Raw genomic sequence first — 23700 nt, forward strand, 5'->3', positions numbered from 1 at the left:
GTTGTCTGGTCCTAAGCGACCGTCAGCTTCTGCAGCTGAACGAGTTCGCCGATCCCCTTCTTGGCGAGCCCCATCAGCTCGGTGAACTTGTCTTCTGTGAAGGGCGTCGTCTCGGCCGTGCCTTGGATTTCGACGATGCCACCCGAACCGGTCATCACGAAATTGGAATCGGCATCCGCGTTGCTGTCCTCGGCATAGTCGAGATCGAGCACCGGCTCACCTTTATAGAGACCGCACGACACGGCAGCCACGTGATCGCGCAGCACGGCATCCTTCACCATGTCGCGCATTTTCATCCACTGGATGCAATCGTGCAGAGCCACCCACGCGCCGGTAATCGACGCCGTGCGCGTGCCGCCATCGGCCTGGATGACGTCGCAGTCGACCGTGATCTGCCGTTCGCCAAGCTTCGTCAGATCGACGACCGCACGAAGCGCCCGGCCGACGAGACGCTGAATTTCTTGCGTCCGCCCCGACGGATGGCCGCTCGTCACCTCGCGCCGCGTCCGGTCGTGCGTCGACCGCGGCAGCATCGAGTATTCCGCCGTCACCCAGCCGCGGCCCTGACCTTTCAGCCACTGCGGGAGGCGCTCTTCCAAGCTCGCCGTGCAAAGAACATGGGTGTCGCCGAATTTGATGAGGCAGGAGCCTTCGGCATATTTGGAAACGGCCCGCTCGATTGAAACACGGCGCAACTCGTCTGGCTTGCGTTTGGAAGGTCGCATGAGTTCCCTGAATTGTTGGTATTGCGGCCGCGACCCTAATGAAGGCCCCCCCAGCCTTCAACCGGAAACCTTATCGGTTGAAAGAAGGGTGCAGATACCCAGAAAACACCGCAGGATTTGACGTAGGCCCCTGTCATTCATAGATTTTGACGGTGAACACGGAAGATCAAATCGTGGCAGCACCCATCCTGGACGGCAAAACGCAGCTGCAAAAGCTTAACGAGCGCTCGCGGACGATCCTGCGGCGCATCGTCGAAAGCTATCTGGCGACGGGTGAGCCGGTCGGCTCTCGCAATCTGTCACGCGCCTTGCCGATCGCGCTCTCGCCCGCCTCGATCCGCAACGTCATGTCGGACTTGGAGCAGCTCGGCCTCATTATCGCGCCGCACACGTCTGCAGGGCGCCTGCCCACCCAGCTCGGCCTGCGTCTGTTCGTCGACGGCCTTCTTGAAGTCGGCGACATCACCCCGGACGAGCGCCGTCAGATCGAAGCCCAGATCGCCGTCCGCCGCGAAAAATCGGTCGATCAGCTTTTGAGCGAAGCGGGCGAACTGATGTCCGGTCTGTCCCACTGCGCGGGCGTCGTCCTCGCCGAAAAACAGGTCGCCCGCCTGCGCCACATCGAATTCGTGCCGCTCGAACCCGGACGCGGCCTCGTCATCCTGGTCGATGAAGACCAGAACGTTGAGAACCGCATCATCAACCTTCCCGATGGCTTGCCGCCGTCTGCCTTGCAGGAAGCTTCCAACTATCTCAACACCCACTTGCGCGGCCTGACGCTCGCCGAAGCCAGGGCAGAACTCGAAAAGTCGTTGAACGCCGCCAAGGCAGAACTCGACGTATTGACCCAAAAGGTCATCAAGGCCGGGCTCGCCGAATGGTCAGGTGTCGCTGATGATCGCAAGAGCCTCATCGTCCGCGGTCAGAGTAACCTCCTGAAAGACGTGACCGCCGCCGAAGACCTGGAACGCATCCGCCAGCTCTTTGACGCCTTCGAATCCAAGCAGGACATCGTCGAGCTGCTCGGCGCCTCCGAAACGGCCGAAGGCGTCCGCATTTTCATTGGCTCGGAAAACAAGCTGTTTTCGCTTTCGGGCTCATCGTTGATTGTTGCCCCATTTCGGGATGAGACCCGCCACGTCGTCGGCGTGCTGGGCGTTATCGGCCCGACGCGGCTCAATTATGCCCGCATCATCCCGATGGTGGATTATACAGCCAAGCTGATGAGCCGCTTGATGGGCTGAGGCATCGAGACCTATTTGACCCGCTTCTGACGCACCCCAACTTGAACTGCCTTGATTTTTACGGCCTAGCGGCCGATACCCCGGCACCGGAATTTTTGCAGTGCTATTCCAGCGAAGAGAAAAATGAGCGACGACAAAAAGCCCATAGACGAGACCGTGCAACCGTCCGCGGCAACGCCCCCCGAAATGGGAGATGTGAGCGTCGAGCAGCTCAAGGCGATGATCGCCGCCCTTCAGGCCGATCTCGAAAAAAAGTCCGCCGAAGCTGCCGCCAAGCAGGATCAGTACCTGCGCGCCGTTGCTGAAACGGAGAACGTCCGCCGCCGCCTCGAAAAGGAAAAGGAAGAGACGGCGAAGTATGCGATCACCAAGTTTGCCAAGGATATCTTGACGGTCGGCGACAACTTCCAGCGCGCTATCGCCGCCGTGCCGAAGGATGCCGTCGAGAGCGATCCGGCCCTGAAAACCTTGCTCGAAGGTGTCATTCTCGCCGAGCGTGATTATAAGACGGCCCTTGAGCGTCACGGTGTCCGCGCCATCGACCCGGCCGGCCAACCCTTCAATCCGCACCACCACCAAGCCGTGATGGAGCAGGAGAACGCAAACGTCCCAGCTGGCACCGTGCTGCAGGTCTATCAGGTCGGTTACATGATAGATGACCGCAACCTGCGCCCGGCGATGGTCGTCGTCTCCCGCGGCGGCCCGAAAGTCGCCAAGGCTGACGATGCTGCCCCTGCCTCGTCGGAGCCACCCGCTGACGCCTGATGCCGCTGCGACGTCGCGACCAGCATCGCAACAGAACAAACGTTGAGCAAAATCAAGGCGCCTCCTCCTCTCCAGGGATGCGCTTCAACCGCAGAAAAAAGCTTGCAAACTGAAGCATTGCGTCACGGCGGGTAGTTCCGTTTTGACGCAATCAAAAGGCGATAAAGTTGATCTATGGAGGGGATAAGAAGCGTTGCACGCTGAAATCAGGCCCCTATATAACCGTCGGTCACACAATTGAAATCCTGGGGACCGGTGCCTCTGACCTCTCGTTGGGGAGCACGTTGGATGCCAATAGAGGGTCCACCCGGTCTGCCGCAACTGAGAAGGATTGATGCGAATGGCAAAAGTAATCGGTATTGACCTCGGCACGACCAACTCGTGCGTCGCCGTCATGGATGGCGGCAAACCGAAAGTCCTTGAGAACTCCGAAGGCGCCAATACCACCCCGTCCATTGTTGCATTTACTGCCGACGACGAACGTCTCGTCGGTCTGCCAGCCAAGCGCCAGGCAGTCACGAACCCCACCAACACCTTTTTCGCGATCAAGCGCCTGATCGGCCGCCGCTACGACGATCCCGAGGTCACGAAGGACCAGAAGCTCGTTCCGTACAAAATCGTGAAGGGCACCAACGGCGACGCCTGGGTCGAAAGCCACGGCAAGCAGTATTCCCCGCAGCAGATCTCGGCTTTCATCCTTCAGAAGATGAAAGAAACCGCCGAAGCCAAGCTCGGCGAGAAGGTCACGCAGGCGGTCATCACCGTTCCCGCTTACTTCAACGACGCCCAGCGCCAGGCAACGAAAGACGCCGGCAAGATCGCGGGCCTTGAAGTTCTGCGCATCATCAACGAGCCGACGGCAGCCGCGCTCGCCTACGGCCTCGACAAAAAGACGGACGCCAAGACGATCGCGGTCTACGACCTCGGCGGCGGCACCTTCGACGTGTCCATTCTCGAAATCGGCGACGGTGTCTTTGAAGTGAAGTCGACGAACGGCGACACGCACTTGGGCGGCGAAGACTTCGACATGGTGCTCGTCACCTATCTCGCCGACGAGTTCAAGAAAGAGCAGGGCATTGACCTGCGCTCCGATAAGCTCGCCCTTCAGCGTCTGAAGGAAGCCGCGGAAAAGGCCAAGATCGAGCTGTCGAGCGCCCCTTCGACGGAAGTCAACCTGCCGTTCATCACGGCCGACGCGACCGGTCCGAAGCATCTCACGATGAAGCTGACGCGCGCCAAGCTCGAAAGCCTCGTCGATGGCCTCATCAACCGGACCAAGGGTCCGTGCGAAAAGGCTCTGAAGGATGCTGGCCTCAAGGCTGCCGAGATCGACGAAGTCGTTCTCGTCGGCGGCATGACGCGTATGCCGAAGGTCCAGGAAGTCGTGAAGCAGCTCTTCGGCAAAGAGCCGCACAAGGGCGTCAACCCGGATGAAGTCGTCGCCGTCGGCGCCGCGATCCAGGGTGGCGTTCTGCAGGGCGAGGTCAAGGACGTCCTGCTGCTCGACGTCACGCCGCTGTCGCTCGGCATCGAAACGCTGGGTGGCGTCTTCACCCGTCTGATCGATCGCAACACGACGATCCCGACGAAGAAGAGCCAGACTTTCTCGACCGCCGAAGATAGCCAGAACGCTGTCACCATCCGCGTCTTCCAGGGTGAGCGTGAAATGGCGGCCGACAACAAGATGCTCGGCCAGTTCGACCTCGTCGGCATCCCACCGGCGCCGCGCGGCGTCCCGCAGATCGAAGTCACTTTCGATATCGACGCCAACGGCATCGTCCACGTTTCGGCGAAGGACAAGGCGACCGGCAAGGAACAGTCGATCCGCATCCAGGCCTCCGGTGGCCTCTCGGACGCCGACATCGACAAGATGGTCAAGGACGCCGAAGTCCACGCGGCCGAAGACAAGAAGCGTCGCGAGGTCGTCGAGCTTCGCAACCAGACCGAAGCCCTCGTCCACGGCACCGAGAAATCGCTCGCCGAGAACGAGTCGATCCCGGCCGTCGCCGCGATCAAGGGCGAAGTCGAAGCTGCGATCACTGCCGCCAAGGAAGCCATCGCCGGCGAAGATGCCGATGCGATCCGCTCGGCTTCGACCGCGTTGACCCAGGTCGCCATGAAGATCGGCGAAGCCGTCTACACGGCCAAGGGTGGCGCTGAAGGTATGGAAGGCGGCCCGGAAGCGTCGGCTGAAAAATCTGCCAGCGGCGACGACGTCGTCGATGCGGATTTTGAAGAAGTCAAAGACGATAAGAAGAAATCGGCTTAAAAGTCGAACTTAGATTCGCCCTTGGGTTGTCGCAGCGTTCTCAATTTTGGACCGCTGCGCCCGGCCTGAGGGCGAAAAGTTGATATAACCGCTTGTTATTGCTGCGACTTCATCGACCAGCAACTTGCCAATCAATAGGTCATAGAACAGCGCACCATGGCTAAGCGCGATTATTACGAAGTTCTGACCGTCAAGCGGTCCGCTACCGAAATCGAGATCAAATCCGCCTATCGGTCTCTCGCCAAGGAATATCACCCCGACCGCAATGCGGGCGACAAAGAAGCCGAGCGCCGCTTCAAGGAAGTCAACGAAGCCTACGAAGTTCTGAAAGACCCTCAGAAGCGCGCCGCTTATGACCAGTTCGGCCACGCCGCTTTCGACGGCGGCATGGGCGGTCGCGGCGGCCCCGGCTTCGGACCGGATTTCGCCTCTTCGATGTCGGACATCTTCGACGATCTGTTCGGCGAATTCATGGGTGGACGACGCGGCACCCAGGGCCGCTCGCGCACAGCTCGCGAAGCAGGCGCCGACCTGCGCTACAATCTCGAAATCACGCTGTCGGAAGCCTACACCGGCAAGACCGCGCAGATCCGCGTTCCCGCCAGCGTCAAATGCGAAACCTGCTCCGGCACCGGCGCGAAACCCGGCACCAAAGCGAAAACCTGCACCACCTGCGGCGGCATGGGTAAAGTCCGCGCCAGCCAGGGCTTCTTCACGATCGAACGCACCTGCCCGCACTGCCAGGGCCGCGGCGAGATGATCGACGATCCGTGCGTCGACTGCGCCGGTTCCGGCCGCGTCCAGAAAGAACGCACGCTCTCCGTCAACATTCCGGCTGGTGTCGAAGACGGCACGCGCATCCGGCTGGCGGGCGAAGGCGAAGCCGGCCTGCGCGGCGGCGCGCCCGGCGACCTTTACATCTTCCTCTCGATCAAGCCGCACGAATTCTTCCAGCGGGATGGCGCCGACATTTTCTGCAAGGTGCCGATCTCGATGACGACCGCTGCTCTCGGCGGCCAGATCGACGTGCCAACACTCGAAGGCACGACGACGCGGGTGAAAATCCCCGAGGGCACCGAAAGCCGCAAGCAGTTCCGTCTGCGCGGCAAGGGCATGCCCGTACTCCGCGCCAAGGTCTCAGGCGACATGTACATCGAGGTCGATGTCGAAACGCCCAAGAACCTCACGCGTAAGCAGCGCGAACTGCTCGAAGAGTTCGAGCGAGCAAGTCATAAGGAAACGAGCCCGGAAAGCGCCGGTTTCTTTTCGCGCGTGAAAGAATTCTTCGAAGGCAAGAGCGGCTGATTCATTGTCGCTCCTGCTCGCGTTCAAGCCTTCTGCGCAGCCTTGCCAACGGTGCGAAAGCCGCTAGGGTCCGGCTCACAAAGCGCTCTCATTATCCGGACCTTCGACCCAAATGACCGACGCCCCCGCGCCCGATCCGCGCCTTCTGTTCTTCGCAGGCAGCGCCCGCCAAGCCTCGTTCAATAAGCGCGTGGCGAAACTCGGCGCCGTGATTGCCGAAGCCAATAGTATCCCCGCGACGTTCGTCGATCTCTCCGACTACCCGATGCCGATCTATGACGGCGATCTGGAAGCCGCGTCCGGCCAGCCGGAAAATGCGCACAAGCTCAAGAACCTGATGATGGCCCACACCGGCGTTTTCATTATGAGTCCCGAATACAACGCGTCCTTCACGCCGCTCTTGAAAAACACGCTCGACTGGATCAGCCATATCCGCGATGATGGCGAGAGCCCGCTCGAAGTGTTCCGCACACGCGTCTTCGCTCTTGGCGCAGCCTCGAACGGCGGCACCGGCGGTCTGCGCGGCCTCTCGCAACTGCGCCTGATGCTGGAATTGGGAACCGGCGCGCTCGTTCTACCGAACCAGTTCCTTCTTCCACGCGCCGCCGATGCTTTCGACGAGCACGGCCACCTGAAAAACAAAGAGCAGACCGAACAGTTCAAGACCGTCATTCAGCGGCTCGCACGCGCCGCCCGCGTGCTGCACGGCTAGAGGAACGAGACCGCGATGATCGACGCCGCCACACGAGACAAGCTCATCGTCGCCCTTGACCTGTCGTCTTACGATCAAGCGCGCGCGCTTGTTGATCGCCTCGACGATACCGTCAGCTTCTACAAGATCGGCTTGGAACTGTTGTTTGCGGGCGGTCTCGATCTTGCTCAGGAACTGAAGCGCGAGGGAAAACGCGTTTTCCTCGATCTGAAATTCCTCGATATCGCTAACACCGTCGAGCGCGCGGTCGCGTCAGCGGCCGGGCTGGGCGTCGATTTCGTTACCGTCCACGGCCACGACACCAAGACGCTGACAGCCGCCGTCAAAGGCCGTGCCTCCTCGAACCTGAAGCTGCTCGCCGTCACGGTGCTGACGAGCCTCGATCAGTCCGACCTCGAAGAACAGGGCATTACCGACATAACGCCGGCGGGCCTCGTGGTCGGCCGCGCCCGCATGTCGGAGCTCGCGGGCTTCGACGGCGTCATCGCCTCTGGCCAGGAAGCCGCCGCCATTCGCGCCGAAACCGGGCCGGATTTCCTCATCGTCACGCCAGGCATCCGGCTGCCCGGCGCCGAAGCCGGCGACCAGACCCGCGTCACGACGCCCGAAGAGGCTATCGGCTTCGGCGCCAACCACATCGTCGTCGGCCGCCCGATCAACGCCGCCAAGGACCCCAAAGCCGCCGCTGAAGCGTTCCTGCAGCACATCGCCCAGGCTTAGCGGCGAAGGCACTTACGCGCGATAAGTCGCTGGCCGATCATGGCCTTGCCACATCCGCGCCCAGCTCTCACCACGCCGTGCGCACACTCGCCGTTTACCTCCCCTTAACCGTCTTTGGCCATGAACTGGACGGTCCATGATGGTTAAGCGTTTGCGTAAGCGGGGTTCACGGACAGCATGCGTTGGCTTTGGCACTTGACCCAGCAGGTGCGTCTGCTGGCTGCGGCAATCGCCGTTGCCGTCCAGGTTTTTGCGCCCGTGGCGCTTGCGGACGAGCGGTCCGCCGAAAAGCCGCTTCCTTCCGCCGTGGAAGCCGCCCTGATCCTCAAGGACATCGACCAGAATTCCCCTGTCTATCTTCGTATCTTCAAGGAAGAATCCGAGCTTGAGGTCTGGAAGGCCCGCCCGAACGGCCGTTACGCGCTGATCAAGACGTTCCCTGTCTGCAATTGGGGCGGCACGCTCGGACCAAAGCGCACCCAGGGCGATCTGATGTCGCCCGAAGGCTTCTACCGTATCACGCCCGGCGCCATGAACCCGAACAGCAAATATCATCTGGCGCTCAACGTCGGCTATCCGAACGCTCTCGATCGTTCGCTCGGCCGCACCGGCAGCTACATCATGGTCCACGGCGACTGCAAAAGCGTCGGCTGCTTCGCCATGACCGACAATCAGATCGAAGAAATCTACGCTTTCGTGCGCGATGCGCTCGCTGGCGGCGAAACATCCGTGCCGATCCACATTTTCCCGTTCCGCATGACCGCCGCCAACATGAAGCGCCATGCCGACAATCCGGCACGAGATACGTGGGAGCCGTTGAAAGAAGCCTACGACGATTTCACCCGAACGCGCGAGCCGCCGCGGATCGGCATGTGCGGCAAGCGCTACATCGTCAATCCGCTGACCTCGGTCGGCGACGATCCGAATGCCGCCTGCCCGGTTCTTATCGGCAAGCGCTTGGCGCCGCTGTCGCCGCGCTTCCGGAAGCGATTGGTTAAGGCCGATCCTGACCTTGAAGGGAACGGCAAGAAGCTCAAGGGCGTGATGATCGCGAGCCAGAGTTGGGAAACCTATCTGCTGGGCACCTCCGTCGCGACGGCATCCAATCCGCCGCGCCCTGCGCCGCACCGGCAGTCGTACGCGACCAGCAGCGACACCGCTCTGGGCGCTCTTCAGTCGATCGTGAAATAACGCCTGCTCCGCCGCCATTGACGTCGCATGGGTTGCCGAAGCGCCGCCGCACCGGCTATGGCTCCTCGTCCAAAAATCCACGCTCTGCGTCGAAGGAAAGAACAAGCCAATGCCGAAGGGATACGTTATCGCCCGCTCCATCGTCACCGACCCCGACAAGTGGGCTCAGTACGCTGCCAAGACAAAGGCTGCGCTCGACAAGTTCGAAGGCAAGCCCATCGCACGCGGCGGCAAGAGCGAGACCCTGGAAGGCGAGGGCGTCGCCCGCAACGTCATCCTCGAATTTCCGAGCTACGAACACGCCATCGGATATGCCAAGTCGCCCGAATATGCCGAAGCCAAAGCGCTGCGCCAGGGCGCCGGCACGATGCACATGACCATTGTCGAAGGCGTGTAATCGGACGCTCAACGGTGTCATCCTCGGGCTTGTCCCGAGGACCCATCGGTCATCGTCCCGCTGCAAAATGGATCCTCGGCGTGCAGCCGAGGATGACAACATAAATGGCCCACTTCCCAACGAGCGACGGACGCGCCCCGTGGCGAGCGCAGGTCCTGACCCTCTTCCCCGAGATGTTTCCGGGACCGCTCGGCATCTCGCTGCTGGGACAGGCGCTCGACGCCGACCTCTGGTCGCTCGACGCTCTGCAGATCCGTGACTTCGGCTTGGGCCGTCACCGTCAGGTCGATGATACGCCCGCGGGCGGCGGCGCAGGCATGGTGCTGCGTGCCGACGTGCTCGGCCCAGCACTCGATCACGCCCAAAAACGTTCGCCCGATGCACCGCTGATCTATCTCTCTCCGCGCGGCACCCCCCTGACGCAGCAACTCGCCCGCGATCTCTCCGAAGGACCGGGCGTCACGCTGCTCGCGGGCCGCTTCGAAGGCATCGACCAGCGTGTCATCGAAGCCAGGGGGCTACGCGAAATTTCGATTGGCGATTATGTGCTGGCGGGCGGCGAGTTGGCCGCCATGGTTCTGATCGAGGCCTGCGTCCGCCTCATTCCCGGCGTGCTCGGCGCTGCCGACAGCCTGACCAGCGAAAGCTTCGAGACGGGCCTGCTCGAATACCCGCAGTACACCAAGCCCCGCGAGTGGGAAGGTCGCGCCATTCCCGAAATTCTGCTCTCCGGCGATCATAAGAAAATTGAAGACTGGCGCCGCCGCCAATCAGAAGAACTAACGGCCGCCCGCCGCCCGGATCTTATTCGTCCCACCCGCGCCCCAAAGTGAGGCGTCACAGCCGCTTCGCCTTTGCATGGCCAGGATTTCTTGAGCAAATGACGCGGGGGAAGATTCGCGAAACGGTTCTTTAGACCGCGCGCATGAAGCTCTCGGCACGGACGCGTGACCAATCGAGAGATGGCGATGGTATATTACAAAAATCTGCTTCTCGGCATAGCGGCTATGGTGCTGCTGACGTCTCCCGCAATCGCCGATCCGCTCCCCGCCGCGCCCGATCCGGCGCCCGTTCAAACCAATACGCCCAATCCAAAAGCCGCAGCCGAAACCCCGGCCGCTCCGGCAGCAACGCCGGCCGCGACCGCGCCCCCATCCTCTGAAGCGGCTTCTGCCGCTCCGCAACAAACGCAAGACGATCCGGTCCTGGCTGCCGCCCGGGCCAAGCTCGCCGCCGAACCAGCGGCAGACGACGAGCACGACCGCGACGATCAAAAGGCGCTCGTCGAATTCTACAACAGTCGCCACGGCGGCGGCTTGTGGGTGACGGCCTCGGGCCTCAAACCCGAAGCCAAGGCGCTTGCCGCCGAGATCGCCAACGCCGATCACTACGCGCTCGATGTCCGGCGTTTCAAGGTCCCCAAACTCGCCAACGGCGCGCTGACGGTAACGGACACAGATTCTCTGGCCGACGCCGAGATCATGTATTCGAAGGCCGCGCTGCTCTATGCTCGCGACGCCCGGGGCGGCCGGATCCCCGACCCGTCGGCGCAGCTGACGACCAACCTCGATCGCCGCCCGCAATGGATCGAGCCGAAAATCGTCATCGACGCGCTCGCCGCCACGCACGAGCCCGACGCCTATCTGCGCAGCCTCGAACCGCAGCATCCGCAGTTTGAAAAGCTGCGCCAGATCTACATCACGATGCTGCCGAAGGACGGTAAAGGCAAACTGAGCCCGGCCGCCAAGCGCATTCGCGCCAACATGGAAGAGTGGCGCTGGATGTGGCTCGATATGGGCAATTTCTACGTCCTGAACAACGTCCCCGAGTTCATGCAGTACGTCTATAAGGACGGAAAGATCATCCGCTCCGAAAAGATCGTGGCTGGCCTCGTCGACAAGCAGACGACGATCTTCTCGCGCCCGCTGAAATACGTAGTGCTGCGTCCTGCCTGGCGCGTGCCCGAAAGCATCATGGTCAACGAGCTGTGGCCGAACCTGATCCGTGGCGGCGGCATGATGACCAAATACGGACTGCAAATTCGCTCGAAGGACGGCAGCCGTAATATCGACTATCGCAAGGTCGATTGGGCCTCGACGGACATCCGCAATTTCGAGGTCATTCAGCCGCCGGGACGCAAAAGCGTGTTGGGACACGTCAAATTTTCATTCCCAAGCCAGCACACGATCTTCATGCACGACACGCCCGATAAGTGGATGTTCAGGCCTGCGATCCGGACCTTGAGCCATGGCTGCCTCCGCGTCTGGAAGCCCATGGAACTCGCCAAGATGATCCTGAAGGAAGACAAGGGCTGGGACGCCGCGAAGGTCGACGAGCTCGATCGGACGGGGCCGCTTAACAATGAGATCGCGATCACCAAGGAGATCCCGATCCACATCGTCTACTTCACTGCTTGGGTGACCGATGACGGCAAGCTGAAGACCTTCCCTGACGTCTACGGCCACGAGCGCCGCATCACGCAAGCCCTCGACGGCCAGTGGAGCAAGATCAACAAGGGTCACGACCACCTCGCCCCGGTCGAGCCCGACTTCAATCCGGAGGCGCTTGCCGCCCGCAGCGGCCGGGCCGACGATGTGGACGACGATCGATACCCAGCACGCCAAAACGCGACGCTGGGCAATATGATCGGCAACGCGCTCGGCCTAAGCAATTGATTTTGCGATAAAGATCTCAAAATCCGGCCGCAGATCTCGGTTCGCTGCACCGCCCACCATACTAACAGCGTACACGAACTAATCGGTGGATAACTCGCCGCCAGCCGGGGACTCTCGCACTGCAACGTGATCAGTTGCCTGCGCAAGTGAGTTGGTTCCTCTATTTTGAGAAAGTGAGTAAATCGTCATGGCTCAGAATGAGAAGACATCTGCGCGTGTGAGTGCGATCGCCTCAAAGGCGCTCTCGAACCCACAGTCCCTGAACTCTGAAGAGATCAAAGAGCTTGCAGCGTCCGTGTTGTCGCAATCTCAAGATCCTCAGAGATCGCAGCAAAATGCCCAGAACCAGCAATACCAACCGAACCAGGGGCAGCAAAAGCGTTAGTACTGCGTTCGACTTCCGTCAGCCTTTCGACCGAAAGGACGCAGCGGGTGGGTATCGTCATGATCCCACTCGCTTGTGCTTTATCGGGGGTCTCGAGATCGCCGACGTTCTGGCAGATGACGATCACCTCCGCGGTATCCCGCAGCAGCCAACCGACGCTCGCCACTTCGACGGGCCGCGCCTCCGGCAAATCCGCAATATAGCGCCATTGCCCTGACGGTTGCCGGCTATCGAGCCACCGAATGATGACGAGCGGGCAATCGGCCATTCCGCACCTCCGAATGTGATTCGAAGGAAATCATAACAGACTGAGGCGCCTGACGGCGTGGCTGCCGCTTTTGGCTGTGGTAACGTGGCTCACCGGAACCACGCCAGTTTTCGCTCGCCCTCTCGCGCGACGCTCTCGACAAAACCAGGCGCATCGGTTATCAACCGCCCCAACAATATTCCCCCTCAAACGGGTTGCCCTTCGGGGTTGCATGAACGGCTCGGGCGCCAACGCTGCTTAGCCGATCCTCTGCGTCATCAAAAAACTATATGGAATCAACAAGATGAACCTTATCCAGCAGCTCGAACGCGAGCAGATGGACGCCATTCTTTCCAAGCGCGGCGTCCCCGAATTCGGCCCCGGCGATACCGTCAAAGTGATGGTAAAAGTCATTGAGGCGGCCGAAGCCGATCCTAAGGACAAGAAAAAGAAGGTCGAGAAAGAACCGACCGTTCGCTTCCAGGCCTATGAAGGCGTCGTGATTGCCCGTTCGGGTGCAGGTCTCAACGAGAACTTCACGGTCCGCAAGATTTCCTACGGTGAAGGCGTCGAGCGCGTTTTCCCGATCTACTCGCCCTTCATCGCCGAAATCGAAGTCCTGCGTCGCGGTAAAGTCCGCCGCGCGAAGCTTTACTATCTCCGTGGCCGCCGCGGTAAGGCCGCCCGCATCTTCGAACGTACGGACGCTCGCGCGCGCCGCCTGAACGCCGCCTGGAAGGGCTTCAAGAAGCCGAAGGGTGAGGCCGAAGATCTGACGCAGATCAAGGGCATCGACATCGACCTGCAGAACCGTCTGAAGCAAGTCAACGCCTACAAGATCGAGCAGATCGCGAACCTCTCGGATGAGGATATCGCCAACCTCGATGAGACGCTGAAGCTCAAGGGCGCCATTGAGAAGCAGGATTGGGTCGGCCAGGCTCAGCGTCTTCTCGCCGAGCTGACGGCTGCCGAAGTTCCGGCTGAAGAAGCCAAGGAATAAGCGCCTCGTGCAGGCCGCTTCTGAAATTTTAAAAAGCGCCGGGATCTCCTGGCGCTTTTTGCGTTAATGCCGCCGCGACGATGCCATGTATTTTGTTGGCCGCGGTTTCGCACTAAATATACTGACGAACGATTGCCCCCGCCGTGGAGTCCCATGTCCAACATTGAAGTGAGCAAAACAGCAAGCCGCGACGGTAAGATCCCGTTGCACGGCCCCGACGCCTTCGCCGCCATGCGCAAGGCCGGCCAATTGGCAGCCGCCGCGCTCGACATGCTGGTTCCGGTCGTGCAACCGGGCGTCACGACGGCCGAAATTGACGAGCTTGTGCTCTCATTCGCCCTCGATCACGGCGCCATCCCGGCAACACTGAACTATCGCGGCTATCGCTACGCGACGTGCACCTCGATCAATCACGTCGTCTGCCATGGCATGCCGAACGACAAGCCGCTGCGGCCGGGCGACATCGTCAACATCGACGTGACGTTGATCGTCGACGGCTGGCACGGCGACACCAGCCGCATGTATCCGGTGGGAGACGTGTCGCGACGCGCCGAACGGCTGATGGACGTCACCTATGAATCTCTGATGCGCGGCATCGCCGTTGTGAAGCCCGGCGCGACGACCGGCGACATCGGCGCCGCCATCCAGCGCTTTGCCGAAGCTGAGCGTTGCAGCGTCGTCCGCGACTTCTGCGGTCACGGCCTCGGCCGCGTCTTCCATGACCGCCCGAACATCCTGCACTACGGCGAACCGGGCGAAGGCACCGTGCTCGAACCGGGCATGCTCTTCACGATTGAGCCGATGATCAACCTCGGCAAGCCGCACGTAAAAATTCTCGCTGACGGCTGGACGGCGGTCACGCGCGACCGCGAGCTATCCGCGCAATTCGAGCATACCGTCGGCGTCACCGAGACCGGCTGCGAGATCTTCACGGAATCGCCCGCCGGTTATCATTACCCGCCCTACAACGTCCGCGCCGCAGCGTGATGGAGTAAGCGGCATGTCGCGTTCGGGGGGATCTCGCGACAAGGCCAGCGCCGAAGAGCAGGCGGCATTTTTCGCAGCCGCCCCTGAGAAGGCGAAACCAGAGCCGGACGACAGACACGGCCACCGCCAGCGTCTTCGTGAGCGCTTCCAGAACGGCGGCGCAGACGCCATCCCCGACTACGAACTTCTCGAAATGATTTTGTTCCGCGCCTTCCCGCGGATCGACACCAAGCCCATCGCCAAACGTCTGCTCGCCAAGTTCGGCTCGTTTGCCGATGTCGTCTCCGCGGCGCCCCAGCGCCTGAAAGAGGTCGACGGCGTCGGCGACCGTGCGGTCGAGGAACTGAAGCTGATCAAGGCGGCCGCCGAGCGCCTCACCAAAGGCGAGATCAAGTCTCGCTCGGCGCTCACCTCATGGAGCGGCGTCATCGATTATCTGCGCTTGGCGCAAGGCTTCGAAACGCGCGAGCAGTTTCGCATTCTCTTCCTCGACAAGAAAAACCAGATCATCGCCGATGAGGTGCAAGGCCACGGCACGGTCGATCACACACCGGTCTACGTCCGCGAAGTGGTGAAGCGCGCTTTAGAATTGTCCGCGACCGCAATTATTCTCGTCCATAACCACCCCTCGGGTGATCCAACGCCATCGCGCGCCGACATCGACATGACGAAACAGATCATCGATGCATCGCGGCCGTTCGGCGTCACTGTGCACGACCACATCATCGTCGGCCGCAACGGCCACGCGAGCCTGAAGTCGCTGCGGTTGATTTGAGAATCTCTCTTCGGAAGCCAGGAATTCCGCGACAGGGTCATGGCAGCTCGCGCCTCAGTATGGTCGTTCAGACTTGGCTGGCGCATTTGCCGCGTCATTTCCGAAAGACTTCCCATTCCCGCCTCAACAAGGCGTACCCAACCTCGTCATGCCAACGACCAGCCAACAAACGGCTTTCGACCGTTCGGCTTTCTAGGCGCATACCAATCTTACGCATCGTGTTCTGAGACGACGTATTGGTCGAAAGGCAACGGGCGGTGATGCGGTGCAGCCCGCGCATGGCGAAAGACCATTCCGTAAGCGCCGCCGCTGCTTCAACGGCATAGCCTTGCCTGCGATAATCCGAATGTAACCACCAGCCCAGATCGCCTTGTTCGGGATCGTCCGCAGCAATGAAGATGCCGACTTCGCCGATCAGGCCCGGAATTTCGAGCCGCTCGATAGAAAACATCCTCCACCCGAATGCGTCGTCCTTCAGCTGGGACTGGACGGACAGGAAGGATTTGGCGCTTTCCTCATCTATGGCGTCCACCATCAGGGATTCCATGGATGCAGGCTCGTTGCGGTAGGCCAGATAGCCGGAAAGGTCTTTGATCGTTGGGGCCCGGAGCTTCAGGCGTCGAGTCGTAATGGGAGGGATCATGATGCTCGACTACATTGCATCGACAGGGCCGGCAATTCCCGAATTGGATTCCGCACGAGGAGGATTCGCCGATCTCCCGACCCTCATCGGCTCAAACGCATCTGAGATCGGCGCGTCGCGGCCGTTCGGCGTCACCCGCGCACAACCACATCATCGTCCGCCGCAACGGCCACGCGAGTCTTAAAGGGCTGAAATTGATTTGATCGATCGAAGTCCCCTCATCCGGCCTTCGGCCACCCGTCGGGAGAAGGAAGTGTGTCTCCTCTCCCGGAACGGGAGAGGATGCCCGAAGGGCAGGTGAGGGACTTCAGAGCTGAATGACACAAGTCTAAAGCCGCCGATCTCAATCAATTGCTGAATGATCCCGCGTGTCCCGCATCGTGGCATAGACGATGAGCGATAACGCGATGCAGCCTGTGACGTACCAATAGAAATAGGTTTCGCGTCCGGCCTGCTTGAGCCACAGCGCCACCCATTCCGCCGTGCCGCCGAACAGCGCGACCGTCAGCGCATAGGGCAATCCCACGCCCAGCGCGCGCACCGACGTTGGAAACAATTCCGCCTTAACCACCGCATTGATCGCCGTGTAACACGACACGATCGCGAGCCCCGCGACGATCAAGAGAAAAGCCTCCCACGGATCGCGCACGTTTCCGATGGCGCTCAAAAGCGGCACCGTACACAGCGTGCCGAGAACACCGAACGTGACGAGCACCGGCCGCCGCCCGACCTTGTCCGATATCGCGCCGACGATAGGCTGCAACAGCATGTAGACGAACAGCGCGGATGCCGACACGAGCGTTGCGGTGTCCTTCGAAAATCCCGCCGTGTTGGCGAGAAATTTCTGCATGTACGTGGTGTAAGTGTAGAACGCCAGCGTACCGCCCATCGTCAGCCCAATGACGATCGCAACCTCGCGCGGATGTCGCATGAGTGCCGCAAGCGAACCCTCACGCCGCGTCTCACGCGCAAACGAATCCGTCTCGACGAGATCGCGCCGCATCACGAATGCGATCAGCGCAAGCAGCGCCCCGATGACGAACGGAATGCGCCAGCCCCAGGCTTCGAGCTGGGAAGCCGTCAGCACGAACGTCTGCAGCACGATCAACACCAACATTGCCGTCAATTGCCCGCCGATCAGCGTCACGTACTGAAAGCTCGAATAGAACCCGCGATGCTTCGACGTCGCCATTTCGGATAGGTACGTCGCGCTCGTGCCGTACTCGCCGCCGAGGCTCAGCCCTTGGATCATGCGCGCGATGAGCAGAATGATCGGCGCCGCAACGCCGATCGTTGCATAGACGGGCGTCACCGCGATCATCGCCGAGCCGAAACACATCAGCAGCACCGACGCCGTTAGCGACACACGCCGCCCGTGCCTGTCCGCCATCCGCCCGAACAGCCACGCTCCGATCGGGCGCATCAGAAAACCGACGGCGAAAATCGCGGCGGTATTCAAGAGCTGCGCGGTCTGATTGCCTGCCGGGAAAAAAGCTTTGGCGAAATACAGCGAAAACGCCGCGTAAACGTAGAAATCGTACCACTCGACCAGATTGCCCGACGAGCCGATGAGGATGGCTCTGATTCGCTGGCCGAAGCTCATCTCCGGCGCGGACTTCGCGTCATTCACCCCTGGTCACCCCCCCGTTTTTGATGAAGCCTAACACGGCCCGCGCCGCTGTGCCGCACGTATTCCCCGGAAACGACGGCGCTCGGGCCGACGAACATTGACGATGGGCAAACGGCACCCCTAATTAGCAAACCCTGACCCGCAGGCTGCGGTCGGAGAGTGAGAGCCATGACTAAAAAACCGCATCACGCCAAGGTTATCGTTCTGGGCTCCGGCCCCGCGGGCTACACCGCGGCGATCTACACTGCACGCGCCATGCTTTCGCCGACGCTCATCCAGGGCACGCAGCCCGGCGGCCAGCTGACGATCACGACCGATGTGGAAAATTATCCCGGTTTCGCCGATCCGATCCAAGGCCCGTGGCTGATGGAGCAGATGCAGGCGCAGGCCGAGCACGTCGGCACGCACATCATCATGGACCACATCAACAAGGTCGATCTGCGCGTTCGCCCATTCCGCTTGGAAGGCGACAGCGGCGACACCTACACGTGCGATGCGCTCATCATCGCGACCGGTGCACAAGCGCGTTGGCTTGGCCTGCCGTCGGAAGAGCATTTCAAAGGTCACGGCGTCTCGGCTTGCGCGACATGCGACGGCTTTTTCTACAAGGGCAAGGACGTCGTCGTCATCGGCGGCGGCAACACCGCCGTTGAGGAAGCGCTGTTCCTCACGAACTTCGCCAACAAGGTGACGCTCGTTCATCGCCGCGACTTCCTGCGCGCCGAAAAGATCTTGCAGGAACGCCTGTTCAAGAACCCGAAGATCGACGTCATCTGGGATAGCGTCGTCGAGGAAGTCATCGGCGCACCGTCGCCGAAGTCAGTGACCGGCATCGTGCTGAAGAACATCAAAACCGGCATGACGTCCGAACTCGCGACAGACGGCTTCTTCGTTGCGATCGGACACGCGCCGGCAACTGAGCTGTTCAAAGGCCAGCTAGAGACGACACCGTCGGGCTATCTGATCACTGCGCCGGACTCGACCGCGACGGCCATTCCTGGCGTCTTCGCGGCAGGCGATGTCAAAGACGAGGTCTTTCGCCAAGCCGTGACCGCGGCCGGCATGGGCTGCATGGCGGCGCTCGAAGCCGAGCGCTATCTCGCGCAGATGGAAGACCAGGCCGACGCCGCCGAATAGAAACCGGCGCATTCATCGCGACCAGAGATGCCTTTGATCTGTGGACGGAGCGCGACAAGACCGCGCTCGGCCCATTTGTCTATTGCTTATCTGGCATACCCCCGTTGCAATGCGTCCAGTGCATAGCTAATTATGTACCGTCCAGTAACCCCCCACTGGTGAGCCTCCGAAATGGATTGGGATAAGCTTCGAATCTTCCATGCCGCAGCCGAGGCAGGGAGCTTCACGCATGCTGGCGAGCAGCTTCATATGAGCCAGTCGGCCGTCAGCCGACAAATCTCCGCTCTTGAAGCCAACCTCCGCGTCACGCTCTTTCACCGGCACGCCCGCGGCTTGGTCCTGACCGAGCAGGGCGAGCTGCTGAACCGTACGGTCGCCGAGGTCTTCGCCAAGCTGCAGACCGCCGAAACGTTGCTCTCAGACTCGACGACGAAGCCTTCGGGCGAACTTCGCGTCACCGCGCCGATCGGCTTCGGTACGATTTGGCTCACGCCGCGTTTGAGGGAATTCGGCGAGCTTTATCCCGAAATTCGTATCGAGCTGATCCTCAACGACGATCAGGTCGATATCGGCATGCGCGCCGCCGACGCTGCGATCTGGACGCGCGAACCGGAACAGGCGGACCTCATCCGCCGTCCGCTGTTCGAAAGCCGCGTCCGCGCCTTCGCATCTGCACACTACATCCGCAAATACGGCGCGCCGAAGAGCCTCGAGGATCTGAACCAACACCGCATCATCGGCTATACCGGTCCGTCCGCCCAGCACCTCGACGCCATGTCCTGGATCGAAACCGCAGGCAGCCTGAACGGCGAGCCGCGCGAAGCCGCTCTGCGCGTCAACAGCGTCGTCGCCATCAAATACGCGATCAAGGCAGGCATCGGCGTCGGCATGATCCCGGATTATCTGACCGACGACATCACCGATCTCGTGCCTGTCCTGACCGACATCGAGCAGCCGTCGCTCAACATGGTGTACGCCTACCCGGAAGAGCTGAAATCCTCAAAGAAGGTCCAGCTTCTGCGCGACTTCCTGATTTCGAAGATTGCGAAAAATAAAGGTAACTGAACGCTCTGCGCGCCTTGCTGGCAGAACGCGCGCACCCCATGTCCCTGACATGCGCGGAGCGGCGAACTGGTTTGTTTGCCACCACCGGACGGCGCTCCGTTTGAAATGCCAGCTCCCTCAACTGCCGGGCCCCAAAAGGCCCGGCTTTTTGCTGATCAGGCCTGCGACCAGCACTGATTTGCGGAAATCGATCTCTGACGCTATCTAACGCGTTCGTTTTGATCCGCCGCACCCAAAAGGCTCTCGAAAAGTCATGGCAAAGACGCTGTACGATAAAATCTTCGACGATCACGTGGTTGAGCAATCGCCGGACGGAACGAGCCTCCTTTATATCGACCGTCACCTCGTCCACGAGGTCACAAGCCCGCAGGCATTCGAAGGCCTGCGCATGGCCGGCCGCAAGGTTCGCGCCCCCGAGAAGACGCTCGCCGTCGTCGACCACAACGTTCCGACGACGGACCGTTCCAAGGGCATCGCCGACGAGCAGAGCCGCGTTCAAGTCGAAACGCTGGCAACGAACGCGCGCGACTTCGGCATCGAGTATTTCAACGAGCGCGACAAACGGCAAGGCATCGTCCACGTCGTCGGACCGGAGCAAGGCTTCACGCTGCCGGGCACGACGATCGTTTGCGGTGACAGCCATACCTCGACGCATGGCGCATTCGGCGCACTCGCACACGGCATCGGCACCTCCGAGGTTGAGCACGTTCTGGCGACGCAGACGCTGATCCAGAAGAAAGCCAAGAACATGCGCGTGACGGTCGATGGCGTCGCCCCGAAGGGAGTCGGCGCCAAGGACATCACGCTCGCGATCATCGGCGAGATCGGCACCGCTGGTGGCACTGGCTCGGTCATCGAATATGCGGGCGAGGCCATTCGCGCGTTGTCGATGGAAGGCCGCATGACGGTCTGCAACATGTCGATCGAAGGCGGCGCCCGTGCCGGCATGATCGCACCGGATGAGAAAACGTTTGCGTTCCTCAAGGATCGTCCCAAGGCGCCGAAGGGCATGGCCTGGGACATGGCGATGAAGTACTGGGAAACGCTGCGCACGGACGACGGCGCGCACTTCGATCGCGAAGTTCGCCTCGACGCCGCAAAGCTGCCGCCCATCGTCTCGTGGGGCACGAGCCCCGAAGACGTGACGTCGATCGCGAGCGCCGTGCCCAATCCTGCCGATGTGCACGACGAGAACAAGCGCGCCTCCATGCAGCGTGCGCTCGAATACATGGGCCTGACGCCCGGCACCCGGATGACCGACATTCCGCTCGACGTCGTCTGGATCGGCTCATGCACCAACGGCCGCATCGAAGATCTTCGCGCTGTTGCCAAGATCGTCGATGGCAAGAAGATCTCGTCGCGCCTCGCTTACGCGATGATCGTTCCGGGCTCAGGCCTCGTGAAAGAGCAAGCGGAATCTGAAGGTCTCGACAAGATCTTCATCGACGCCGGCTTCGAATGGCGTGAGCCGGGCTGCTCAATGTGCCTCGGCATGAACCCGGACCAGTTGAAGCCGGGCCAGCGCTGCGCCTCGACCTCGAACCGCAATTTCGAAGGCCGCCAGGGCTACAAGGGTCGCACGCATTTGGTCTCGCCGATCATGGCCGCCGCCGCAGCCCTCGAAGGCCACTTCGTCGACGTGAGAGAGTGGCAGGGCTAAGAGACTCGCGCCACGCCGTCTCCTGTCATCCCGGGCGAGCCGCTCTTTGCTGCGAAACCTGGGAACCAGAATGTTGCTACAGGTCTGCTGATTGATGGGTCCCGGCTGTCCGCTACGCTGCGGCCGGGATGACAAATGAGGATGTGCGCTATGGCCGACGACACAACCACTTCCGTCCAATCGCAGTTCGGCCGCGCCGCTGCCGACTACGCAACGTCGGAAGTTCATGCCAAGGGCGAAAGCCTCGCGCGCATCGTCGAACTGACGGCCCCACAAAAAACCTGGGAAGCCCTCGACGTCGCGACCGGTGCCGGACATACCGCCGCGATCTTTGCGCCGCACGTCGCCAGCATGATCGCGAGCGACGTCACCGACGAGATGCTGCAGGAAGCAGCAAAGCTCGCCAATGCGCGGCGCATCTCGAACATGCTGACGGCGCGCGCTTCTGCTGACGCGCTGCCGTTTCCCGACGAAAGCTTCGATCTTGTCTGCTGCCGCTTGGCGGCGCATCACTTCCCAAATCTCGAAGCCTTCGTTCGCGAAGTGCGCCGCGTCTTGAAAAAAGGCGGACGCTTCGCGTTCGTCGATAACGTCGCGCCGGACCGCCTGCGTCTGCCGAACGCGAGCGACGCGGAAATCGAAACAGCCGTCGTTGACTACAACAGCTTCGAGAAACTGCGCGATCCGAGCCACGGCTTCGCGCCGCCGCCTGAAACCTGGGTCGCTTTGCTCAAAGCCAACGGCTTCTCGATTGCTGCGCATGAGCAAATGGAAAAGGAACTCGACTTCGCATCGTGGGTCGCGCGTATGCGCTGCACACCCGATGTCGTCGCCGAACTCGATCGCATTCTGACCGCCGGTCCGGCGCCGCTCAGAGCTTTCCTCAAGCCGCGGACCGACGACACCGGCGCACTGCACTTCACGTTGCAGGAACTTCTCATCGTCGCTGACCGGACCTGATCGAAAACGGCCTTTCCATTTCGTCCAGCGAGGCCTATCTCCTGCGCTCAACCACAGGAGTGCGCCGAGATGCCGATCGATTGGAGCAATGCCTTCGCCCCAAGCCTTGCCGACTTCGAGATGCTCGCGCAAACCGCGTGGAATAAGCTACCCGCCGAATTTCGCACGATGGCGGGCGACGTCATCATTCGCATCGAAGATTTTGCGTCCGACGACATCCTCGACGAGTTGGACATCGAAGATCCCTTCGAACTGACGGGCCTTTACCAGGGCGTCAGCCTCGACCGCAAAAGCGTGACCGAGACCACGCGCGAACCCGACATGGTGTTCCTCTATCGCCGCGCCATTCTCGACGAGTGGGCCTCCGAAGGCGAAGAGCTGGGCCACCTCGTCGCGCACGTCCTCGTCCATGAAATCGGCCATCACTTTGGCTTCTCGGACGATGACATGGAGGCCATAGAGACCCGCATAAGTGACTGAACCGTGGCCGGAAGTCACATCGGATTAACTGTGTTCATGCCACAAGACGGCTAAGCTTGAGCACTACGACATTTCGGTCCATGTTGTAGGGGCAGGCTGAAAGAACGCGGGGCACGTTTTTGAATGTTTGAACGGATGAGCGGCCGGCGATTCCTATTCAGGATCGTCTTGGCAGGATGTTTGGGCTTTGCGGTTGCGTTCGCGCCATCCGCTGACGCGCAAGACACGTCGGCAACGCTGCGCGACGGCATCCCGACGCCGGAGCAATACGTCTCGACCGTCGGCGGAGACAGCCACATCGTTGGCCCTGGAAAATTCAAACTCGACGGCCAGACGCAATATTGCGGCCAACGGCCGACGGTCATCGACAACAAGCTTGATGACTACGGCGCGGCCTATCCGGGCTTCCTGATCATGAATCCGCGCCTGCTCGACAAGGTATCGACGCCCGTCAAGCAGTGGATCTACGCGCACGAGTGCGGACATCAGTTCCGCGGCCCGGACGAGGAAACCGCCGACTGCTTCGCCGTCCAGCGCGGCCGCCGCCAGGGCTGGCTGAAGCCCGAAGGCCTGGAAGAGATCTGCACGTTCATTACGCCCGCCAAAGGCGATGCCATGCACTTCTCCGGATCGTACCGCTGCGAATACATGCGCAAGTGCTACGCCGACCCGAAGATCCGGTGACGATTTAGGTTTAGCCGCGGCGGCCGGCTCCGGGAACGGGAGTC

General features: G+C 61.1%; 23 protein-coding genes. 19 read left to right on the plus strand and 4 right to left on the minus strand.

Annotation, left to right across the window (positions count from 1 at the left end):
• Positions 1-11 precede the first annotated feature (11 nt).
• On the minus strand, positions 12-725 hold the full coding sequence (gene rph, locus RLW55_RS04990; RefSeq protein WP_409561613.1) for a ribonuclease PH: 714 nt from the start codon (positions 723-725) through the stop codon (positions 12-14).
• Between the two features lie 173 nt (positions 726-898).
• Between rph and hrcA the strand changes: the two genes are divergently transcribed.
• The 10 genes from hrcA to RLW55_RS05040 all read left to right on the plus strand — a co-directional run bounded on the left by hrcA (position 899) and on the right by RLW55_RS05040 (position 12003).
• The gene (hrcA, locus tag RLW55_RS04995) at positions 899-1969 is read left to right on the plus strand and encodes a heat-inducible transcriptional repressor HrcA (protein ID WP_409561612.1); all 1071 of its coding nucleotides are present in this window, start codon (positions 899-901) and stop codon (positions 1967-1969) included.
• A gap of 123 nt (positions 1970-2092) precedes the next feature.
• Complete coding sequence (gene grpE / locus RLW55_RS05000; RefSeq protein WP_423415765.1) at positions 2093-2734, plus strand: nucleotide exchange factor GrpE; 642 nt, start codon at positions 2093-2095, stop codon at positions 2732-2734.
• A gap of 340 nt (positions 2735-3074) precedes the next feature.
• Positions 3075-5003 carry a molecular chaperone DnaK gene (gene dnaK / locus RLW55_RS05005; protein ID WP_024275018.1) on the plus strand — a complete coding sequence of 643 codons (1929 nt, stop codon included), beginning with the start codon at positions 3075-3077 and terminating at the stop codon, positions 5001-5003.
• Between the two features lie 156 nt (positions 5004-5159).
• Entirely contained in the window at positions 5160-6308 is a 1149-nt protein-coding gene (gene dnaJ, locus RLW55_RS05010) for a molecular chaperone DnaJ (RefSeq protein ID WP_013950296.1), read from the plus strand.
• A gap of 112 nt (positions 6309-6420) precedes the next feature.
• Positions 6421-7020 carry an NADPH-dependent FMN reductase gene (locus RLW55_RS05015; RefSeq protein WP_423415766.1) on the plus strand — a complete coding sequence of 200 codons (600 nt, stop codon included), beginning with the start codon at positions 6421-6423 and terminating at the stop codon, positions 7018-7020.
• Between the two features lie 15 nt (positions 7021-7035).
• Positions 7036-7740 (plus strand): orotidine-5'-phosphate decarboxylase, encoded by a 705-nt coding sequence (gene pyrF / locus RLW55_RS05020; RefSeq protein ID WP_409561610.1) that lies wholly within the window; start codon positions 7036-7038, stop codon positions 7738-7740.
• 177 nt (positions 7741-7917) lie between these two features.
• Positions 7918-8931, plus strand: coding sequence for a L,D-transpeptidase family protein (locus tag RLW55_RS05025; RefSeq protein WP_409561609.1), 1014 nt, complete (start codon positions 7918-7920; stop codon positions 8929-8931).
• 109 nt (positions 8932-9040) lie between these two features.
• Positions 9041-9328 (plus strand): DUF1330 domain-containing protein, encoded by a 288-nt coding sequence (locus RLW55_RS05030; RefSeq protein ID WP_013950291.1) that lies wholly within the window; start codon positions 9041-9043, stop codon positions 9326-9328.
• Between the two features lie 104 nt (positions 9329-9432).
• Positions 9433-10161: a tRNA (guanosine(37)-N1)-methyltransferase TrmD gene (gene trmD, locus RLW55_RS05035; protein WP_414464342.1), complete on the plus strand. Its 729-nt coding sequence runs from the start codon at positions 9433-9435 to the stop codon at positions 10159-10161.
• 135 nt (positions 10162-10296) lie between these two features.
• Positions 10297-12003 carry a L,D-transpeptidase family protein gene (locus RLW55_RS05040; protein WP_423415767.1) on the plus strand — a complete coding sequence of 569 codons (1707 nt, stop codon included), beginning with the start codon at positions 10297-10299 and terminating at the stop codon, positions 12001-12003.
• Positions 12004-12278: 275 nt separating this feature from the next.
• On the opposite strand, the gene RLW55_RS05045 is transcribed toward RLW55_RS05040, so the two are convergent.
• A complete protein-coding gene (locus RLW55_RS05045; protein WP_423415768.1) occupies positions 12279-12656 on the minus strand; it encodes a hypothetical protein in 378 nt (125 codons plus the stop codon).
• A gap of 283 nt (positions 12657-12939) precedes the next feature.
• Between RLW55_RS05045 and rplS the strand changes: the two genes are divergently transcribed.
• The 3 genes from rplS (at position 12940) to radC (ending at position 15397) form a co-directional block, all read left to right on the plus strand.
• On the plus strand, positions 12940-13635 hold the full coding sequence (gene rplS, locus RLW55_RS05050; RefSeq protein ID WP_013950287.1) for a 50S ribosomal protein L19: 696 nt from the start codon (positions 12940-12942) through the stop codon (positions 13633-13635).
• A 153-nt stretch (positions 13636-13788) separates the two neighbouring features.
• Positions 13789-14622, plus strand: a complete 834-nt coding sequence (gene map, locus RLW55_RS05055) for a type I methionyl aminopeptidase (RefSeq protein ID WP_013950286.1) — start codon at positions 13789-13791, stop codon at positions 14620-14622.
• Positions 14623-14635: 13 nt separating this feature from the next.
• Complete coding sequence (radC, locus tag RLW55_RS05060; RefSeq protein ID WP_423415769.1) at positions 14636-15397, plus strand: RadC family protein; 762 nt, start codon at positions 14636-14638, stop codon at positions 15395-15397.
• A gap of 94 nt (positions 15398-15491) precedes the next feature.
• Here radC and RLW55_RS05065 read toward each other — a convergent pair whose 3' ends face one another.
• Together RLW55_RS05065 and RLW55_RS05070 are read right to left on the minus strand one after the other, a co-directional pair.
• Positions 15492-16040: a GNAT family N-acetyltransferase gene (locus RLW55_RS05065; RefSeq protein WP_423415770.1), complete on the minus strand. Its 549-nt coding sequence runs from the start codon at positions 16038-16040 to the stop codon at positions 15492-15494.
• A 343-nt stretch (positions 16041-16383) separates the two neighbouring features.
• A complete protein-coding gene (locus RLW55_RS05070; RefSeq protein ID WP_423416380.1) occupies positions 16384-17643 on the minus strand; it encodes an MFS transporter in 1260 nt (419 codons plus the stop codon).
• Positions 17644-17838: 195 nt separating this feature from the next.
• Between RLW55_RS05070 and trxB the strand changes: the two genes are divergently transcribed.
• The 6 genes from trxB to RLW55_RS05100 all read left to right on the plus strand — a co-directional run bounded on the left by trxB (position 17839) and on the right by RLW55_RS05100 (position 23656).
• Complete coding sequence (gene trxB / locus RLW55_RS05075; RefSeq protein WP_013950283.1) at positions 17839-18807, plus strand: thioredoxin-disulfide reductase; 969 nt, start codon at positions 17839-17841, stop codon at positions 18805-18807.
• Positions 18808-18978: 171 nt separating this feature from the next.
• Complete coding sequence (locus tag RLW55_RS05080) at positions 18979-19872, plus strand: LysR family transcriptional regulator (protein WP_423415771.1); 894 nt, start codon at positions 18979-18981, stop codon at positions 19870-19872.
• A 253-nt stretch (positions 19873-20125) separates the two neighbouring features.
• Complete coding sequence (gene leuC, locus RLW55_RS05085) at positions 20126-21532, plus strand: 3-isopropylmalate dehydratase large subunit (RefSeq protein ID WP_423415772.1); 1407 nt, start codon at positions 20126-20128, stop codon at positions 21530-21532.
• 150 nt (positions 21533-21682) lie between these two features.
• A complete protein-coding gene (locus RLW55_RS05090) occupies positions 21683-22492 on the plus strand; it encodes a class I SAM-dependent methyltransferase (protein WP_423415773.1) in 810 nt (269 codons plus the stop codon).
• A gap of 69 nt (positions 22493-22561) precedes the next feature.
• Positions 22562-22972 carry a metallopeptidase family protein gene (locus RLW55_RS05095; RefSeq protein ID WP_423415774.1) on the plus strand — a complete coding sequence of 137 codons (411 nt, stop codon included), beginning with the start codon at positions 22562-22564 and terminating at the stop codon, positions 22970-22972.
• A gap of 135 nt (positions 22973-23107) precedes the next feature.
• Entirely contained in the window at positions 23108-23656 is a 549-nt protein-coding gene (locus RLW55_RS05100; protein WP_024275014.1) for a hypothetical protein, read from the plus strand.
• The last annotated feature ends 44 nt before the right edge of the window (positions 23657-23700 follow it).

Source organism: Hyphomicrobium sp. B1 (assembly GCF_049532635.1).
GTDB lineage: Bacteria > Pseudomonadota > Alphaproteobacteria > Rhizobiales > Hyphomicrobiaceae > Hyphomicrobium_B.

What these genes read in the sequence shown, in the direction of transcription:
- rph (WP_409561613.1), bottom strand. Translation starts at nt 725, where the DNA reads ATGCGACCTTCCAAACGCAAGCCAGACGAGTTGCGCCGTGTTTCAATC.
- grpE (WP_423415765.1), top strand. Translation starts at nt 2,093, where the DNA reads ATGAGCGACGACAAAAAGCCCATAGACGAGACCGTGCAACCGTCCGCG.
- dnaK (WP_024275018.1), top strand. Translation starts at nt 3,075, where the DNA reads ATGGCAAAAGTAATCGGTATTGACCTCGGCACGACCAACTCGTGCGTC.
- dnaJ (WP_013950296.1), top strand. Translation starts at nt 5,160, where the DNA reads ATGGCTAAGCGCGATTATTACGAAGTTCTGACCGTCAAGCGGTCCGCT.
- RLW55_RS05015 (WP_423415766.1), top strand. Translation starts at nt 6,421, where the DNA reads ATGACCGACGCCCCCGCGCCCGATCCGCGCCTTCTGTTCTTCGCAGGC.
- pyrF (WP_409561610.1), top strand. Translation starts at nt 7,036, where the DNA reads ATGATCGACGCCGCCACACGAGACAAGCTCATCGTCGCCCTTGACCTG.
- RLW55_RS05025 (WP_409561609.1), top strand. Translation starts at nt 7,918, where the DNA reads ATGCGTTGGCTTTGGCACTTGACCCAGCAGGTGCGTCTGCTGGCTGCG.
- RLW55_RS05030 (WP_013950291.1), top strand. Translation starts at nt 9,041, where the DNA reads ATGCCGAAGGGATACGTTATCGCCCGCTCCATCGTCACCGACCCCGAC.
- trmD (WP_414464342.1), top strand. Translation starts at nt 9,433, where the DNA reads ATGGCCCACTTCCCAACGAGCGACGGACGCGCCCCGTGGCGAGCGCAG.
- RLW55_RS05040 (WP_423415767.1), top strand. Translation starts at nt 10,297, where the DNA reads ATGGTATATTACAAAAATCTGCTTCTCGGCATAGCGGCTATGGTGCTG.
- RLW55_RS05045 (WP_423415768.1), bottom strand. Translation starts at nt 12,656, where the DNA reads ATGGCCGATTGCCCGCTCGTCATCATTCGGTGGCTCGATAGCCGGCAA.
- rplS (WP_013950287.1), top strand. Translation starts at nt 12,940, where the DNA reads ATGAACCTTATCCAGCAGCTCGAACGCGAGCAGATGGACGCCATTCTT.
- map (WP_013950286.1), top strand. Translation starts at nt 13,789, where the DNA reads ATGTCCAACATTGAAGTGAGCAAAACAGCAAGCCGCGACGGTAAGATC.
- radC (WP_423415769.1), top strand. Translation starts at nt 14,636, where the DNA reads ATGTCGCGTTCGGGGGGATCTCGCGACAAGGCCAGCGCCGAAGAGCAG.
- RLW55_RS05065 (WP_423415770.1), bottom strand. Translation starts at nt 16,040, where the DNA reads ATGATCCCTCCCATTACGACTCGACGCCTGAAGCTCCGGGCCCCAACG.
- RLW55_RS05070 (WP_423416380.1), bottom strand. Translation starts at nt 17,643, where the DNA reads ATGAGCTTCGGCCAGCGAATCAGAGCCATCCTCATCGGCTCGTCGGGC.
- trxB (WP_013950283.1), top strand. Translation starts at nt 17,839, where the DNA reads ATGACTAAAAAACCGCATCACGCCAAGGTTATCGTTCTGGGCTCCGGC.
- RLW55_RS05080 (WP_423415771.1), top strand. Translation starts at nt 18,979, where the DNA reads ATGGATTGGGATAAGCTTCGAATCTTCCATGCCGCAGCCGAGGCAGGG.
- leuC (WP_423415772.1), top strand. Translation starts at nt 20,126, where the DNA reads ATGGCAAAGACGCTGTACGATAAAATCTTCGACGATCACGTGGTTGAG.
- RLW55_RS05090 (WP_423415773.1), top strand. Translation starts at nt 21,683, where the DNA reads ATGGCCGACGACACAACCACTTCCGTCCAATCGCAGTTCGGCCGCGCC.
- RLW55_RS05095 (WP_423415774.1), top strand. Translation starts at nt 22,562, where the DNA reads ATGCCGATCGATTGGAGCAATGCCTTCGCCCCAAGCCTTGCCGACTTC.
- RLW55_RS05100 (WP_024275014.1), top strand. Translation starts at nt 23,108, where the DNA reads ATGAGCGGCCGGCGATTCCTATTCAGGATCGTCTTGGCAGGATGTTTG.